Below are 16,646 nucleotides of genomic sequence, written 5' to 3'. Positions count from 1 at the left end.
GCAAACTCGGTGCGCACGGCGCGGCAGCGCACACGGCGCGTGCGTCTGCGCGATCGAGTCCGGCACCCATGGCGACCACTGTAACCGAGGCGTGGAGCGGACCGGCGCTACAGTCCTGCGCTCTTGCGGACCCGGGTGACCACGGCGCGCACCGCATTCTCGGTCGCTGCCAGCGGTGACATCACCGCCTCACCGATCCCGACGATGACTTCGACGCGGTCCACGATCGACTCGAGACGCTCGACGACCGCGATGAGGCGCGGCGCGAGCTCGTCGATTCGGGTGATGGTGTCGTTGAACCGGTCGAGGGTGGCATCCAGGCCGCCGGTCGATTTGTTGAGGTCCACCAGCGTGGTGCTGAGATCGGTGAGCAGGGTGTCGACCTGCTCCACCGTCATGTCGGCGTTGAGCGCGGCCTGCGTCAGTGTACGAATTCTCTGCCGTCCAGAATTCGGGCGGGTGCGGCCGTCGCCTTTGTCTGCCATGCCGAACAGTATGGCTCCGGTACGGAACCAAACGTGGTCGAACCGCGTCTGAATGGCTGTGCGGCAATTCTGTGAACACCGCGCCCGGTCGGCCGTGGCGGCCGACGGGGCCACACCCCACCATCAGGTGGCCGACTACCTGGCCGGGTACGCCGAGGCTCTGGCGGACGCGACGACCGAGCAGCACGACGGTGCCGCGGAGGACTAGCCGCTGGACTCAGAGCTTGCCGGCGGCAGCCTCGTCGAGCAGCCAGATGGTCTTCTCCTGACCGATGGCGCCCGCGGCGGGGACGTCGACCGGATCCGCACCGCCGACCGCGGCGGCGACGGCTTCGGCCTTCGCCTCGCCCGACACCACCAACCAGACCTCTCGCGAGCGTTGAATCGCGGGCAGCGTCAAGCTGATTCGGCGGGGTGGCGGCTTGGGGGAGTCGGTCACCGCGACCACCAGCCGGGTGGTCTCCCGCACGGCCGGCGTGTCCGGGAACAACGAGTTGATGTGCCCTTCGCCGCCCATCCCCAGCAGGTGCACGTCGAACTGTGCAGGCAACTGCTGTTCGTATGCGGTGGCGGCATCGTCGATGGCGTCACCGAACTCGCCGTCGCTGGTGGCCATCCGGTGCACATTGGCAGGCGGGATGTTGATGCTCCCCAACAGCGCGTCGTGGGCCTGCTGGTCGTTACGTTCGGCGTCACCCTGGGGCACGTAACGGTCGTCGCCCCAGTACAGCTGAACGTTCGACCATTCGATCTCGGCACACGCGACATGGCGCAGCATCGCGATCCCGACGGTGCCGCCGGTCAGCACGATGTTCGCGGCGCCGCGGGTGGCGATCGCCGAAGTGATCGCCCCGACCAGCCGCGCTCCGGCCGCCGTCGCCAATGCGTCTGCATCGGAATAGGTTTCGATGACACGCTCAGACATAGCTCACCTTGTCGATTCCCGTGAGTGCGTCGTAGTAGATCTCGTCGGCATCGAGGCGGCGTAGATCCTCGGCCAGGCACTCCTTGGCCTCGCGGCGGGCCAGCGGCACCAACGCATCCGGCTTGCCGGTACGGCTCAGTACGGCGGTGACGCCGGTCTGCGGGCGTGCCAGGGTCACGGTTTCACTGGGCCTGGTCAGCTCGACCTTCAATTCGCCGGCCGTCCGGGTCACCGGTCCGTCGATCCGGTTGGCCAACCAGCCGGCCAGGATGTCGAGCGCGGGTTCGTCTTTGAGCCCTGACACCAGCGCGGAGGTGATGGGTTCGTGCGGTGGCTGGTCGATCGCCGCGGCCAGCAACGCACGCCAGTAGGTGACGCGGCTCCAGGCCAGATCGGTGTCACCGTCCGTGTAGCCGTTGAGCCTGCTCTTGATGCAGGCCAGTGGATCGGTGCCGTTGGTGGCATCGGTGATCCGGCGAATCGCCAACTTGCCCAGCGGATCCTGTGCGGGGACGGCAGGGGCGAGATCGGGCCACCAGGTCACCACCGGGGTGTCGGGCAGCAGGAACGGCGTCACGACACTGCTGGCGTGATTGGCCAGCGGACCGGACAGTCGCAGCACCACCACCTCGTTGGCGCCCGCGTCGCGGCCCACCCGCAGCTGGGCGTCCAGCCGCGCCTCGGTGGTCAATCGGTCTCCGGGGATGACCACGATCACGCGGCAGGGATGCTCACGGCTGGCCCAGTTGGCCGCCTCGATCGACTCCTCGAGCACCGCTTCGGTATCGGGGGCGATGACCAGCGTCAGCACCCGGCCGAGGGTGATCGCACCGCCCTCCTCACGAAGAGCGACGATCTTCTTGTTGATCGCCCCGGTATTGGTCTCGGGCAGATCGACGATCATATTGCTCGGTTCCTCGCGCTAGCGCTCGTCACGGCCGCCTCCATTCCCGGCCCGACCGGCGCAGCATCTCGAATGCCGAATCGGGGCCCCATGTTCCGGACTCGTACGAATCGGGCTTACCGTGCGTAGCCCAGTACTCCAGTGCGGGATCCAGGATCTTCCAGCACAATTCGACCTCGGCGTTGACCGGGAACAGCGATGGCTCGCCCAGCAGGACATCGAGGATCAGACGCTCGTAGGCCTCGGGTGACTCCTCGGCGAAGGCCGAGCCGTAGGAGAAGTCCATGCTGACATCGCGGACTTCCATGATGTGACCCGGCACCTTGGACCCGAACCGCAACGTGATGCCTTCGTCCGGCTGGACCCGGATCACCAGCGCATTCTGGCCCAGCTCATCGGTCATCGTGGCGTCGAAGGGCAGGTGCGGTGCCCGTTTGAACAACAGCGCGATCTCGGTGACCCTGCGGCCCAAGCGTTTTCCGGTGCGAAGATAGAACGGCACACCTGCCCAGCGCCGGGTGTCCACATCCAGCGTGATGGCCGCGAACGTCTCGGTGGTCGACGTCTTCGAGAACCCTTCTTCGTCCAGCAGCCCGACGACCTTCTCGCCACCCTGCCAGCCCGCGGCGTACTGGCCCCGGGACGTGGTCTCGTCCAGTGGCTCGGCGAGCCGGGTCGCCGAAAGCACCTTGATCTTCTCGGCTTGCAGCTCGGCGGGGGAGAAACTCACCGGCTCCTCCATCGCCGTCAGCGCCAGCAGCTGCAGCAGATGGTTCTGGATGACATCCCGGGCGGCACCGACGCCGTCGTAGTAGCCACCGCGCCCGCCGAGACCGATGTCCTCGGCCATCGTGATCTGCACGCTGTCGACGTAGTGCGAATTCAACACCGGCTCGAACATCTCGTTGGCGAAGCGCAGTGCCAGGAGGTTCTGAACGGTCTCCTTGCCCAGGTAGTGGTCGATGCGGAACACCGACGACTCCGGGAACACGCTGTTGACCACAGCGTTGAGTTCCTCGGCGCTCTTGAGGTCGTGACCGAACGGCTTCTCGATGACCACCCGGCTCCAGCTGCCCTCCGGCTTGTCGGCCAGACCGGATTTCGACAGTTGCTCGCAGACCTGAGGGAACGCCTTCGGCGGGATCGACAGGTAGAACGCATGATTGCCGCTGGTGCCGCGCTCGACATCGAGTTTGTGCAGGGTGTCCTTGAGGCGCTCGAACGACGCGTCGTCGTCGAAAGTGCCCTGCACGAACCGGAATCCCTCGGCCAGGCGGTCCCAGACCTCCTGGCGGAACGGGGTTCTGGCGTGCTCCTTGACCGCGTCGAAGACGATCTTGCCGAAATCCTCGTCCGCCCAGTCGCGGCGGGCGAAGCCGACCAGCGCGAAGCTGGGTGGCAGCAAGCCTCGGTTGGCCAGGTCGTAGATGGCCGGCATCAACTTCTTGCGGGCCAGGTCCCCGGTCACGCCGAAGATCACCACCGCACAGGGTCCCGCGATGCGGGGCATGCGCTTGTCGCGCTTGTCCCGCAACGGGTTACGCCATGCGGCCGTGTCGGCGCCGGCCGGGCTCATCGCCGTCCTCGGCTCTCCGCGCGGGCGCTCATCGCGTGGCGGCGTCGAGTTGGCCCTGTGTCGCGTCGAGCAGTTCCTGCCACGACTTTTCGAACTTCTCCACACCCTCGTCCTCGAGCACCTTGAACACATCGACCAGGTCGATGCCGATGGCGCTGAGTTTGTCGAAGGTCTCCTGCGATGCCGCCGCGGTCCCGGTGATGGTGTCACCGGCGATCTTGCCGTGGTCGGCGACCGCTTCCAGCGTCTTCTCCGGCAACGTGTTCACCGTGTGCGGTGCGACCAACTCGGTGACGTAGAGCGTGTCCGAGTAGTCCGGGTTCTTGACGCCGGTGGACGCCCACAGCACCCGCTGCACGCGGGCGCCGTCGCCCTTGAGCGCCGCGAAGCGCTCGCCGCCGAAGACTTCCTCGTAGGCCGCGTAGGCCAGACGCGAGTTGGCCACACCGGCCTTGCCGCGCAGTGTCAGTGCATCCTCGGAGCCGATCTTCTCCAGCCGGTTGTCGATCTCGGTGTCCACGCGGGACACGAAGAACGAGGCGACCGAATGGATCTTGGACAGATCGTGGCCGGCCTCCTTGGCCTTTTCCAGCCCGGCCAGGTAGGCGTCCATCACCGCGCGGTGCCGCTCCACCGAGAAGATCAGCGTGACGTTGACGGAGATGCCCTCGGCGATCACCGCGGTGATCGCGGGTAGCCCGGCAAGCGTCGCGGGAATCTTGATCAGCAGATTGGGGCGGTCGACGATCTTCCACAGCTCGATCGCCTGCAGGATCGTCTTGTCGGTGTCGTGGGCCAGTCGGGGGTCGACCTCGATCGACACCCGGCCGTCCACACCGTCGGAGGCCTCGTACTGCTTGGCCAGGACGTCGCACGCGTTGCGGACGTCGTCGGTGGTGACGGTGCGGATGGTGGCGTCGACGTCGGCGCCCCGCTCGGCGAGTTCCTTGACCTGCGCGTCGTAGGCGGTGCCCTTCGACAGCGCTGCCTGGAAGATCGACGGGTTCGTGGTCACCCCCACGACGCTGCGGGTATTGATGAGCTCCGTCAGATTTCCTGATTGCAGCCGCTCGCGCGACAGATCGTCGAGCCAGACGGATACACCCGCGGCACTCAGGGCCGCGAGGTTCGGGTTCTGAGTCATGTTCGCCTTCTCCTGCCAGTCGTCGGTCAGTTGTCCAGAGATCGTTCAGCCGCGGCCACCACGGCCTCGGGGGTGAAACCGAACTCACGGAACAGCGTCTTGTCGTCGGCCGAGGCGCCGTAGTGCTCGATCGAGACGATCTCGCCGGTGTCCCCGACCAGCTTGTACCAACTCTGCGCCACTCCGGCCTCGACCGCCACCCGGGCCGAAACCGCAGGCGGCAGCACCGAATCGCGGTATTCCTTGGGCTGCGATTCGAACCACTCGACACACGGCATGGACACCACGCTGGCGTTGATGTCCTTGTCCGCCAACAGCTTCTGTGCTGCGACGGCGAGCTGGACCTCGGAGCCCGTGGCGATGATCACCACGTCGGGGTTCTCGTCGGGGGTGCCGCCGAGCACGTAGCCGCCGCGGGCCACGCCTTCGGCGCTGGTGCCCTCCAGCACGGGAACGCCCTGGCGGGTCAGGATCAACCCCACCGGACCGGTGCTGGCGGTGCGTTCCAGCACGGTCTTCCATGCGTAGGCGGTCTCGTTCGGGTCACCCGGCCGCACCACCGACAGGTTGGGGATCGCGCGCAGCGCCGCCAGGTGCTCGATCGGCTGGTGCGTCGGGCCGTCCTCGCCGAGGCCGATCGAGTCATGGGTCCAGACGTAGACCGGATCGATGTTCATCAATGAGGCCAAACGCACGGCCGGTCGCATGTAATCCGAGAACTGGAGGAAAGTTCCGCCGTACGCGCGGGTCGGGCCGTGCAGCACGATGCCGGACAGGATGGCGCCCATCGCATGCTCGCGGATACCGAAGTGCAGGGTGCGGCCGTACCAGGTCGCATTCCAGTCCTCGGTCGAGATCGAGGGCGGTCCAAACGAATTCGCGCCCTTGATGGTCGTGTTGTTGCTGCCGGCGAGGTCGGCCGAACCACCCCACAGCTCCGGCAGGGTCTGACCGACGGCGGCCAGAACGGCTCCGGAGGCGGCACGGGTGGCCACCGGCTTGGAATCGAGCTCCCAGTGCGGCAGGTCGGCGTCCCAGCCCTCGGGCAGCTTCTGTGCCTGCAGCCGGTCCAGCAGTTCCTTGCGCTCGGGCTCGCGCTCGGCCCAGGCATCGAAGGTCACCTGCCAGTCGGCGTGGGCCTTCTTGCCGCGGTCCACCAGCTCGCGGGTGTGGCCGATGACGTCATCACGGACGTCGAAGCTCTTGTCCGGGTCGAAGCCGAGGATCTTCTTGGTGGCGGCCACCTCGTCGGCACCCAGGGCCGAACCGTGCACGCCACCGGTGTTCATCTTGGTGGGGGCGGGGTAGCCGATGATGGTCCGCAGGGCGATGAACGAGGGCTTGTCGGTGACCTTCTTGGCCTCGGCGATGGCCTGCTCGATACCGACGACGTTCTCGCCGCCCTCGACCTCCTGGACGTGCCAGCCGTAGGCGCGGTAGCGCGCGGGCACGTCCTCGCTCAGCGCGATGTCGGTGTTGTGCTCGATGGAGATCTTGTTGTCGTCCCAGAACACGATCAGATTGCCGAGCTGTTGGGTGCCGGCCAGCGACGACGCTTCGCTGGTGACGCCTTCCTCCATGTCGCCGTCGGAGGCCACCACGTAGATGAAGTGGTCGAACGGGCTCTCACCCGCGGCGGTGTCGGGATCGAACAGGCCGCGCTCGTAGCGGGCGGCCATCGCCATGCCGACCGCCGACGCCAGCCCCTGGCCGAGCGGACCGGTGGTGATCTCCACACCCTTGGTGTGGTGGTACTCGGGGTGGCCCGGGGTCAGCGAACCCCAGGTGCGCAGTGCCTCGATGTCGGCCAGCTCCAGGCCGAATCCGCCGAGGTAGAGCTGCAGGTACAGGGTCAGGCTGGAATGTCCACAGGACAGCACGAAGCGGTCCCGGCCGATCCATTCGGTGTCGCTGGGATCGTGGCGCAGCTGCCGCTGGAACAGCGTGTAGGCGAGGGGAGCCAGGCTCATCGCTGTTCCCGGGTGGCCGTTGCCGACCTTCTGCACCGCATCGGCCGCGAGCACCCGGACGGTGTCGACCGCAACGCTGTCGAGGTCGGTCCAGTCATCGGGGTGGTTGGGCTGGGTGAGAGCGGTGATCTCTTCGGCGGTGGTCACTAAGCTCACTTCCTCGTCTTCGATCTGCTGGCACGTGCGCACGCAGTTGCCATGCTGCTACGACAAACACCCTAGTGGGGCGGACTGATCAGATGCAGACTGGTTCTCACAGCGATACCCGGTCGTTTACCCCGTTGTCGCCCGGAACAGACCCTGCGGTGCCGAGGCGTTCGGGCGGCGGTCTACCATCGTGTGTAGTAGAAGCCGCGTGACGCCACCCGAGGAGTTATTTGCGTGAGCATTCGCGAGCGCCGGCTCATCAATGGGGCGCCGAGCCGAATACGATCCACCTTCCTGTCGTATTTGGCGTTGACCAAGCCGCGTGTGATTGAGTTGTTGCTGGTCACCACGATTCCGGCCATGTTGCTGGCCGACCGTGGCACCGTTGACCCGCTGCTGATCCTCAACACGCTGATCGGCGGCATGCTGGCCGCGGCCGGCGCCAACACGCTCAACTGTGTGGCCGATGCCGACATCGACAAGGTGATGAAGCGGACCGCCCGCCGCCCGCTGGCCCAGGCGTCGGTCCCGACGCGGCACGCACTGATCTTCGGTCTGGTGCTCTCGGTCACGTCGTTCTGCTGGCTCAGCTGGACGTCGAATCTGCTGTCCGGATTGCTGGCCGTCGCGACGATCGCGTTCTACGTCTTCGTCTACACGTTGCTGCTCAAACGCCGCACGTCGCAGAACGTCGTGTGGGGCGGAGCGGCCGGCTGCATGCCGGTGATGATCGGTTGGTCCGCGGTCACCGGCACCATCCAGTGGCCGGCGTTGGTGATGTTCCTGATCATCTTCTTCTGGACGCCGCCGCACACCTGGGCGCTGGCGATGCGCTACAAGGACGACTACAAGGCGGCCGGGGTGCCGATGCTGCCCGCCGTGGCGACCGAGCGTCAGGTCACCCGCCAGATCCTGATCTACACCTGGTTGACGGTCCTCACCACGCTGGCGCTGGCGCTGGCCACCGGGTGGCTGTACGGCGCCGTGGCTCTGTTGGCAGGTGCGTGGTTCCTGGTGATGGCCCACCAGCTGTACTCCGGGGTCAAGCGCGGCGAGCCGGTGAAGCCGCTGCGGTTGTTCCTGCAGTCGAACAACTACCTGGCCGTGGTGTTCTGCGCGCTGGCCATCGACTCGGCGCTCGCGCTGCCGACGGTCTTCGGCCACTAGCTCGGCGAACTGCCGCCCCAACACCGTTGGTGTGGCAGCGTTGTGGGCATGACCGAACTGGTGAGCCCCGACAACTTCGCGCGTGCCGAATCCGACCTGTACTTCGCCAACATCGTCAACGACGGCGGCTTCGGACAGTTCTTCCACAACCGTGAGATGAGCTCGATCGATCATCAGATCGTCATCCGGCAGAACCGCGACACCCTGTACTCCGCGGCGGTGTTCGATCTCGACGCCGGGCCGGTCACCATCACGCTGCCCGACGGTGGCGGCAGGTTCATGTCCCTGCAGATCATCAGTGAGGACCACTACACCACCAACGTCGCCTACGCGCCCGCCGAGCTGACGTTCAGTCGCGACTCCGTGGACACCCGCTTTGCGGTCGCGGCCGTCCGCATCTTGGCCGATCCGGCCGATGCCGCCGACCTGGCCGCAGTGCACGAACTACAGGACGCGATCGGGGTGTCCCAGGTCGAGCCGGGCTTCTTCGAGGTGCCGGCGTGGGATCCGGCCAGCCAGAAGACGGTGCGGGACGCCCTCATCACCTTGTCCAGCACGCTTGCCGATACGAAATCGATGTTCGGACCCAGGTACGCGGTGGATCCGGTGCGTCACCTGATCGGCTCGGCGTTCGCCTGGGGCGGCAACCCGGAGCGCGATGCGCTGTATCTCACCGTGGTGCCGCCCCGCAACGACGGCGCCACCGTGCACCGGCTGACCGTGAAAGACGTCCCGGTGGACGGGTTCTGGTCCATCACCGTCTACAACAAGGACGGCTACTTCACGCCGAACGCACAGAACGCCTACTCGGTGAACAACGTCACCGCTGTCAAGAACCCCGACGGCACCACCACGGTGCAGTTCGGTGGGGACGAGAGCGCAGGCGGGGCCAACGTGCTGCCGGTCACCGAGGGCTGGAACTACCTCGTGCGGCTGTACCGGCCGAGGCCCGAGATCATCGACGGGTCCTGGGTGTTCCCCGAGGCGCAGCCCGTGTAACGACGTCCGAGCATCGTCGGTTTCTACGCCGGGGCTGCCGACCGGCCGTCAGCGCAGCCCTGGCGTGGAAATCGGTGTGGCCCGAACGTGAACGCTCAGGGCACCAGCACGATCGAGCCCACGGTCTTGCGGCCCTGCAGGTCGGTGTGGGCCTGGGCGGCCTCGGCCAGCGGATAACGGCCGCCGACGGTGATGTTGATGGACCCGTCGGCAATGGCGTTGATCAATTCTCCTGCACGCCAGGAGAACTCATCGGGTGTGCGAGTGTGGTGGGCCAGTGTCGGCCGGGTCAGGAACACCGAGCCGGCCGCGTTCAGTCGCTGCGGATCCACCGGTGGCACCGGCCCGCTGGCGGCGCCGAACAACGCCAGCGTGCCGCGGACCGCGAGGCTGGCCAGGCTGGCGTCGAACGTCGTCGCGCCGACCCCGTCGTAGACGGCCGCCACGCCCGCGCCACCGGTGAGATCGCGGATCTTGTCGCCGAATTCGGCCGGATCCTCCGGGTACTCGAGCACCTCGATCGCACCGGCCTGCCGGGACAGCTCGGCCTTTTCCGGAGTCGAGGCGGTGGTGATCACCCGGGTGCCGATGCTGGTGGCCCACTGGGTCAGGATCAGGCCGACACCGCCCGCGCCGGCATGCACCAGTACGGTGTCGTTCGGCTGCACGGCATAGGTGGACTTGATCAGGTAGTGCGCGGTCATGCCCTTCAGCAGGGCCGAAGCGATGGCATCCGGCGCCACGCCGTCGGGCACGTAGGCGACGAAATCGGCTGGGGCGACGCAGAAGTCAGCGTAGGCGCCCGTCGCGTTGGCGGTCACCACCCGGTCACCGACCGACAGGGCGGCCACGTCGTCGCCGACCGCGGCGACGGTGCCGCAGACCTCCGACCCGACGATGAACGGAACGTCCCGCGGATACTGCCCGGACCGGAAGTAGGTGTCGATGAAGTTGACGCCGACCGCCTCGGCCTTGATCAGTACCTCGCCGGGGCCCGGGGAGGGCTCGGGTCGCTCGACGTAGCTCAGGACTTCGGGTCCGCCGGTCTCGGCAACTTCGATGGCATACACGCCATCCATCATCCACACCTATCATCGCGAAGGTGAAGCTCGCCCGTCCGGATGTGTTCCATCCCCGCATCGTGTTGGCCGGTTGCGCCGCATTGCCCGAGGGTGACGGCGACGACGCCGGCCTGCTCATGGCGCTGCGCAACCGCGGTCTGCACGCCCGCTGGCTGCCATGGGACGACCCGGCCACCCTCGATGCCGACCTGGTGATCCTGCGGGCCACCTGGGACTACGCCGAGCGTCTTGACGAGTTCCTGGCATGGGCGCGGGCGGTGCCGCACCTGATCAACTCGGCACGGATCGTGGAATGGAACACCGACAAGCGTTATCTCGACGATCTGCACCGCACGGGGGTTCCCGTGGTGCCGACCGGGTACTTCGCGGTCGGCGACAAGGTCAGCGTTCCCGATGGGGAAGTCGTGGTGAAGCCCGCGGTGGGGGCCGGTTCGGCCGGGGCACAGCGGTTCGTCGACGCCTCGGAGGCCCTGGCTCACGCGGCGGCGCTGCACGCCGACGGCCGCTCGGTGCTGGTGCAGCCGTACGACCCGCGGATCGCAGAGGGGGAGACCGCCCTGGTGTTCCTGGGCGGTAAGGAATCCCACGCGTTCACCAAGGGGCCGATCCTGCCTCCGCCCGGGCAGTCGCCCGAGTTCGAGGAGACCGGCACCTACGCGCAGGAGTCGCTGTCACCGGCAGATCCCGACGACGAGGTCTGGGAGGTGGGTCGCCTGGCAGTCGACGCGGTGATCCGGTTGTTCGACCTGGAGCCCGAGGATCTGGTGTACGCCCGGGTCGATGTGGTCGGCGGACCGGAGGATCCCCGGCTGCTGGAGCTGGAACTGGTCGAGCCGGGACTGGGATTCCGCCAGCTCGCTCAGCCCGCGCGGGGAGATGCCGAGCGGCGGTTGGCCGTAGCCGTGGAGGGCGCCCTGGAGCGGTTCGGGCTGGGCCCGCTGTCGCACCGCGGTTTCTGACGAACTCGGCGAACTGGTCGGTCGAGGCGCCTTAGAGTCGGCCGGTGGACACCTTTGACGGTCGCGGTGCCGTGGTCACCGGCGGGGCCAGCGGCATCGGGTTGGCGACGGCGCGGCAGTTCGCCGCGCAGGGCGCCCGAATCGTGCTCGCCGACCACGACGAAACGGTGCTCGGTCGAGCCGTCGCCCAACTGCGGTCCGAGGGGCACGACGCCTACGGCGTGCCGTGCGATGTCCGCGAACTCGAGCAGGTCGTTCACCTCGCCGACGAAGCCTTCCGCCTGCTCGACGCTGTGCACGTGGTGTTCAACAACGCCGGCGTGGCGGTCGACGGGCCGGTCGCGAAGATGACCCACGACGACTGGCATTTCATCCTCGACGTCGACCTGTGGGGGCCGGTTCACGGTGTCGAGGCGTTTCTGCCCCGACTGATCGAGCAGGGTCAGGGTGGCCACCTGTTGTTCACCGCATCCTTCGCCGGCTTGGTGCCCAACGTCGGCCTCGGCGCGTACTGCGTGGCGAAGTACGGCGTGGTCGCACTGGCCGAGGTGCTGGCCCGCGAGGTCGGCGACGACGGCATCGGGGTTTCGGTGCTGTGCCCGATGATGGTGGGCACCAACCTCCTTGCCACGTCGGCGCGAGCGCGCGGACACGTGGTCGAGGACCAGATCATCACCGGCAACGACGTTCTCGACGTCGACGAGGTGGCCCGGCTCACCGCCGAGGCGGTTCTTGCCGATCGACTGTATGTGCTGCCGCACGAGGCGTCACGAACGTCGATCCGCCGCAGATTCGATCGGATCGACGCGACGTTCGACGCGCAGACCGCCGCCGGGTGGACCCACTGACGAGGGTGATACCGGACTAGTCGCCGACCCGGACCAGCTCACGCATCGAGGCCCACAACGCCGCGGTGGCCGCGGTGCAGGTGGCCGCACCGGCGACGTGTACGGCGACCAGGACGGCGGGAACACCGGTGTAGAACTGCACGATGCCGACGAGTCCCTGGGCGCACACCAGCGCCACCAGAACGGCGAGCCGGACCAAGACCGGACGTGGTGCGCGCACCGCGGCGAGGCCGAATCCCAGCGCGACGATCAGCGACAGGTAGGCGACCAGCAGCGACGAATGCATGTGCACCAGGGTGGTGATCTCGACCTGCAGGCGCGGCACCACACGGTCAAGGCTCTTGTCCCCGGCATGCGGGCCGGCGCCGGTCACCAGCGTTCCCGTCACCAGGACCGCGGCCAGGACGACGGCGCTCAGGACGGTCAACTGCCGCAACGGTTTCGGCACGGTCGCCGTCGGCGCACCGTCGTCGGGCTGGCCGATCTTGACGAACAGCAGCACCGCGAGCCACACCATCGCCATGGAGGCCACCAGGTGGATCGCCACGGTCCACCAGAGCAGGCCCGTCCGCACCGTGATACCGCCGATGATGGCCTGGACCACGGTGGAGGCCGGCATCAGCCAGGCATAGACCAGCACTTCGCGGCGACGACGGGCCCTGGTCACGGCCAGGACGGCGGCGATGGCGGTCAGCACCACCAGGAAGGTGATCATCCGGTTGCCGAACTCGACCACCTGGTGCACGACGGCGACTTCGGCGTGCGGGACGGGCGTGAAGCTGCCCGGGAAGCACTGCGGCCACGTGGGGCAGCCCAGGCCGGATGCGGTGACCCGGACGATCGCCCCGGTGACCGAGATGCCGCCCTGGGTGAGGATCACCAGGAAGGCGATCAGCCGCTGGACCCGAAGACTCGGCATGGGCAGCAGGTCGACCAGTCGCTGGAAAGCTGTTCCGCCGGGCACGGCCTGATCGTAGTTGATCAGGAACTACAGCCCGTAGTAGGGCTGGTGTGGATCAGGTGAACCGGAACCAGCGCAGCGCGCAGACCGCGGCGACGGCACCCCACACCACCAGCACGGCCACGCCGAACCAGTCCATCGACACGGTCATCGCCTGGGTCAGGGATTCGGTGAGGGCGCCCGACGGCGTCAGCCGGGCAGCCCAGCGCAGGGCCGACGGAACCGGGCCGCCTTCGAGGGTGAGCGCGCCGAGGCCGGCGAACACGAACCACAGCAGGTTGGCCAGCGCGAGCACGATCTCGGCCTTGAGGGTGCCGCCCAGCAACAGTCCCAGCGCGGCAAACGTGGCCGTGCCCAGTGCGATGATCACGGCCCCCAGCGCCAGCCCCGCCGGCGAAGGGCGCCAGCCGAGTGCAAAACCGATGGCGCCCAACAGGATTGCCTGCAAGAACACGACAGTCACCACCGCCAGCGACTTGCCGGCGATGATTCCCCACACCGGAAGTGCGGTGGCGCCGAGGCGCTTGAGGGCGCCGTACCGGCGGTCGAAGGCCACCGCGATGGCCTGCCCGGTGAACGCCGTCGAGATCAGGGCCAGGGCCATGATGGCCGGGGTGAAGGTCGCCGCCCGATTGTCACCGAACGAGCCCAGCGGCAGCAGGGTCATCCCGACCAGCAGCGTGATCGGGATGAACATCGTCAGCAGCAGCTGTTCACCGTTGCGCAGCAGCAACTTCAGTTCCAGCCCGAACTGGGCGGCCAGCATGGCCGGCACCTTGGCCGGGCGGGGATCCGGGGAGAAGGTGCCCGGCGCGAATCGGTTCTCGGCGCTGGTCATGACCGCAGCTCCCGTCCAGTCAGGTCGAGGAAGACATCTTCGAGGCTGCGCTGCTCCACCCGCATATCGGTGGCGAGCACGTTGAGCCGGGCGCACCACGCTGTCACGGTGGCCAGCACCTGCGGGTCGATGTGCCCCTCGACCAGGTACTCGCCGGGCGCGGTCTCGGTGGCCTTGTAGTCCTCCGGCAGGGCGGCGGCCAGCAGGGACAGGTCGAGCTTGCGCGGCGCGGTGAATCGCAGCTGGTTCTCGGCGCCGCTGCGGGTCAGCTCGGCCGGCGTGCCGGTGGCGACCGCGACGCCGTGATCGATGATGACGATCCGGTCCGCGAGTTCTTCGGCCTCGGTGAGGTGGTGGGTGGTCAGCACGACGGTGACGCCGTCTCGGCGCAGCGCATCGATCAACTCCCACACCACAATTCGGGCGTGGGCGTCCATCCCGGCAGTGGGTTCGTCGAGGAACACCAGTTCGGGTCGGCCCACCACTGCGCAGGCCAGTGCCAGGCGTTGTTGCTGGCCGCCCGACAGGCGCCGGTAGGTGGTGCGGGCGGATTCGGTCAGGCCGAGGGTGTCCATCAGCCAGGCCGGGTCGAGGGGATCGGCGGCATAGGAGGCGACCAGATTGAGCATCTCGCCGGCCTTCGCTGCGGGATAGCCACCGCCGCCCTGCAGCATCACGCCGATGCGCTCGCGCAGCCGGGCGTTGTCGGCAACGGGGTCCAGGCCGAGGATCTCGACACGGCCGCCGTCGGGGCGGATGAATCCCTCGCACATCTCGACGGTGGTGGTCTTGCCCGCGCCGTTGGGCCCGAGCAGGGCCAGCACCTCGGCACGTTGCACGTCGAGGTCGAGATCGGCGACCGCTGTTGTCGATCCGTAGCGCTTGCTGACGCCGCGGAGCAGCACCGGATGTTCAGAACGCGAGGTCACGGGGATTCAGCGTAGGCGTCGGGGGACTGCGTGCGTGCCGGCGGTGGGCTTGTGTCCGTCTGACGTGACGCGCGCCACGGTAGCCGGCGCCACGTCAGCCCGATCAGGATCAGCACGATCAGCGTGCTCGCCAGCGTCGCCATCACGATCTGGAACAACGTGAACCGGTCACCGTTGGCCGTCGGGCCGAAGATGCCGACGACCAGGGTGATGGCGATCGTGGATCCGCGGAACCCGGGCCGGGTCGCCCACGCGGCCAGCGGGATCACCGCCCACAGCAGATACCACGGTTGCACCACGGGGAACAGCAGGATCGTGCCGCCGAGGGCGACGCCCAGACCGCCCACGGGATGCAGGCGGCCGCGCATCACCGCCAGCAGCAGCCAGCTGACCAGGATCGCGATCAAGAAGACACCGATGGCGCGGGTCAGGGCGAGAACCGCGGTGGTGTGGTCACCGAGACCCAGCAGGATGCCGACCTGGCCGGTGCCCAGCGCCAGCAGCGTCGGCGGTGACATCCAGCTGCGCACGACGTTGGCCGTGCCCAGGGTGCCCAGCCACCCGAAGCCCAGCCCGCTGGCCCAGCCGATCAGGGCCATCACCGCCAGAGACACCGCGCCGAGGGGGATGCTCGCCACGAAGAACGCCTTGATCGTGCCGCCCAGGCGCCAGGCCAGAGCCATCGCCACGAATCCCAGCGCCAGCAGCGACGGCAGCTTGACCTGGGAGGACAGGGTGATCAGCACGGTGCCGAGCAGCAGCATCGCCGCGGGGTACCAGTGCTCCCAGTCCTCACGGGAATGCGGCCAGGTCAGTGGCCGGGGGATGAGCGGCGCCGCGGCGTCGATACCGCGCAGGGCGAACTCCGTGCCGGCCAGCATCAGCCCCAGCATCAGCGCCTCGTTGTGGATTCCGGCCACCAGGTGCATGAACAGCAGGGGGTTGCAGGCGCCCAGCCACAGCGCGCTGACCTCGGCGACACCGCAGCGGCGGGCCAGTCGCGGCGTCGCCCACACGATGAGCCCGACACCGAGAAGCACCACGACGCGGTGGCACAGCACCGCGGCGACGATGTTCTCACCGGTCAGCCTCGAGATGCTCTCGCCGATCCACAGGAAGAGCGGTCCGTATGGTGCCGGGGTCTCGCGCCACAGGCTGGGCACCGACAACGTGAACACGTGATCGAGACCGAGGCCGGTCGCCGGGCCGACCTTGTAGGGGTTGAGGCCGATGTACCCGATCTCGCTCTGGGCCAGGTAGGAGTAGACGTCCTTGCTGTACATCGGCGGGGCGATCAGCAGGGGAATGGCCCACAGCAGCAGCGTGCGGTCGAGCTGGCTGCGTGACATCCGCCGGGGACCGAGGGCGAAGCGTCCCAGCATGAGCCAGGCCAGCGCCATCATCACCGCACCGGTGGTGGTCATCGTCAGCGACACGGTCTGGATGCGGGAGGGGAGGTTGAGCAGCCGCACCCCGAAGGTCGGGTCCTGCACGACGGGGCGGGCGCCGGCGCCCAGGGCGCCGATCGCCATCAGTACGGTTCCGGTGGCCCCGAACAGCCGGGTACGGCGCTGCGCGATGACTTCGGCGGGGTTGAGTGGGGACCCGACGGTCCTTTCGTCGCCGTGCCACCGGGCGATCGATGAGCTGAAGGTCGACAGGCGGCTTGCCATCAGGGCAGCGTAACCGTCGGCGGAGGCGGTCTTCGCCCG

The 16,646-nt window shown here is 67.8% G+C and carries 16 protein-coding genes; 5 read left to right on the top strand and 11 right to left on the bottom strand.

Annotated features, from left to right (window positions below; all coding sequences use genetic code 11):
* Window positions 1-107: 107 nt before the first annotated feature.
* Window positions 108-485, bottom strand: a complete 378-nt coding sequence (locus tag ACNQR1_RS22680) for an ATPase (RefSeq protein ID WP_418047952.1) — start codon at window positions 483-485, stop codon at window positions 108-110.
* Window positions 486-537: 52 nt separating this feature from the next.
* On the opposite strand from ACNQR1_RS22680, the gene ACNQR1_RS22675 reads away from it, so the two are divergent.
* Window positions 538-693: a hypothetical protein gene (locus tag ACNQR1_RS22675; RefSeq protein ID WP_418047951.1), complete on the top strand. Its 156-nt coding sequence runs from the start codon at window positions 538-540 to the stop codon at window positions 691-693.
* Between the two features lie 9 nt (window positions 694-702).
* Here the strand turns inward: ACNQR1_RS22675 and pgl are convergent, their stop codons facing one another.
* Genes pgl through tkt form a run of 5 tightly spaced genes read right to left on the bottom strand, consistent with a single transcriptional unit; the run spans window position 703 to window position 7,151 of the window.
* Window positions 703-1,410, bottom strand: coding sequence for a 6-phosphogluconolactonase (gene pgl, locus ACNQR1_RS22670; RefSeq protein WP_418047950.1), 708 nt, complete (start codon window positions 1,408-1,410; stop codon window positions 703-705).
* The gene (opcA, locus tag ACNQR1_RS22665) at window positions 1,403-2,314 is read right to left on the bottom strand and encodes a glucose-6-phosphate dehydrogenase assembly protein OpcA (protein ID WP_418047949.1); all 912 of its coding nucleotides are present in this window, start codon (window positions 2,312-2,314) and stop codon (window positions 1,403-1,405) included. Before opcA ends, pgl begins: the two co-directional genes overlap by 8 nt.
* Before the next feature lie 28 nt (window positions 2,315-2,342).
* Window positions 2,343-3,890, bottom strand: a complete 1,548-nt coding sequence (zwf, locus tag ACNQR1_RS22660; protein WP_418047948.1) for a glucose-6-phosphate dehydrogenase — start codon at window positions 3,888-3,890, stop codon at window positions 2,343-2,345.
* 28 nt (window positions 3,891-3,918) lie between these two features.
* Window positions 3,919-5,034, bottom strand: a complete 1,116-nt coding sequence (gene tal / locus ACNQR1_RS22655) for a transaldolase (RefSeq protein WP_418047947.1) — start codon at window positions 5,032-5,034, stop codon at window positions 3,919-3,921.
* Between the two features lie 26 nt (window positions 5,035-5,060).
* The gene (gene tkt / locus ACNQR1_RS22650) at window positions 5,061-7,151 is read right to left on the bottom strand and encodes a transketolase (RefSeq protein WP_418050458.1); all 2,091 of its coding nucleotides are present in this window, start codon (window positions 7,149-7,151) and stop codon (window positions 5,061-5,063) included.
* Between the two features lie 234 nt (window positions 7,152-7,385).
* On the opposite strand from tkt, the gene ACNQR1_RS22645 reads away from it, so the two are divergent.
* Together ACNQR1_RS22645 and ACNQR1_RS22640 are read left to right on the top strand one after the other, a co-directional pair.
* Window positions 7,386-8,318 (top strand): heme o synthase, encoded by a 933-nt coding sequence (locus ACNQR1_RS22645; RefSeq protein ID WP_418047946.1) that lies wholly within the window; start codon window positions 7,386-7,388, stop codon window positions 8,316-8,318.
* Window positions 8,319-8,378: 60 nt separating this feature from the next.
* Window positions 8,379-9,317, top strand: coding sequence for a DUF1214 domain-containing protein (locus tag ACNQR1_RS22640; protein ID WP_418050457.1), 939 nt, complete (start codon window positions 8,379-8,381; stop codon window positions 9,315-9,317).
* 95 nt (window positions 9,318-9,412) lie between these two features.
* Here the strand turns inward: ACNQR1_RS22640 and ACNQR1_RS22635 are convergent, their stop codons facing one another.
* Entirely contained in the window at window positions 9,413-10,387 is a 975-nt protein-coding gene (locus ACNQR1_RS22635) for a quinone oxidoreductase family protein (RefSeq protein WP_418050456.1), read from the bottom strand.
* Window positions 10,388-10,419: 32 nt separating this feature from the next.
* Here ACNQR1_RS22635 and ACNQR1_RS22630 point away from each other — a divergent pair, with 32 nt between their 5' ends.
* Together ACNQR1_RS22630 and ACNQR1_RS22625 are read left to right on the top strand one after the other, a co-directional pair.
* Window positions 10,420-11,358 carry an ATP-grasp domain-containing protein gene (locus ACNQR1_RS22630; RefSeq protein ID WP_418047945.1) on the top strand — a complete coding sequence of 313 codons (939 nt, stop codon included), beginning with the start codon at window positions 10,420-10,422 and terminating at the stop codon, window positions 11,356-11,358.
* 44 nt (window positions 11,359-11,402) lie between these two features.
* Window positions 11,403-12,206: an SDR family NAD(P)-dependent oxidoreductase gene (locus ACNQR1_RS22625; protein ID WP_418047944.1), complete on the top strand. Its 804-nt coding sequence runs from the start codon at window positions 11,403-11,405 to the stop codon at window positions 12,204-12,206.
* A gap of 16 nt (window positions 12,207-12,222) precedes the next feature.
* On the opposite strand, the gene ACNQR1_RS22620 is transcribed toward ACNQR1_RS22625, so the two are convergent.
* From ACNQR1_RS22620 to mptB, 4 genes are all read right to left on the bottom strand, one after another.
* The gene (locus ACNQR1_RS22620; protein ID WP_418050455.1) at window positions 12,223-13,125 is read right to left on the bottom strand and encodes a COX15/CtaA family protein; all 903 of its coding nucleotides are present in this window, start codon (window positions 13,123-13,125) and stop codon (window positions 12,223-12,225) included.
* Window positions 13,126-13,222: 97 nt separating this feature from the next.
* On the bottom strand, window positions 13,223-14,005 hold the full coding sequence (locus ACNQR1_RS22615; RefSeq protein WP_418047943.1) for an ABC transporter permease: 783 nt from the start codon (window positions 14,003-14,005) through the stop codon (window positions 13,223-13,225).
* Window positions 14,002-14,940, bottom strand: a complete 939-nt coding sequence (locus ACNQR1_RS22610) for an ABC transporter ATP-binding protein (protein ID WP_418050454.1) — start codon at window positions 14,938-14,940, stop codon at window positions 14,002-14,004. The genes ACNQR1_RS22615 and ACNQR1_RS22610 overlap by 4 nt, the downstream gene beginning before the upstream one ends.
* A complete protein-coding gene (mptB, locus tag ACNQR1_RS22605; RefSeq protein ID WP_418047942.1) occupies window positions 14,931-16,607 on the bottom strand; it encodes a polyprenol phosphomannose-dependent alpha 1,6 mannosyltransferase MptB in 1,677 nt (558 codons plus the stop codon). The genes ACNQR1_RS22610 and mptB overlap by 10 nt, the downstream gene beginning before the upstream one ends.
* Window positions 16,608-16,646 lie beyond the last annotated feature (39 nt).

It is taken from the genome of Mycobacterium sp. 48b (genome assembly GCF_048282725.1).
GTDB lineage: Bacteria > Actinomycetota > Actinomycetes > Mycobacteriales > Mycobacteriaceae > Mycobacterium.
This window is presented reverse-complemented; position numbering and strand designations above follow the sequence as displayed.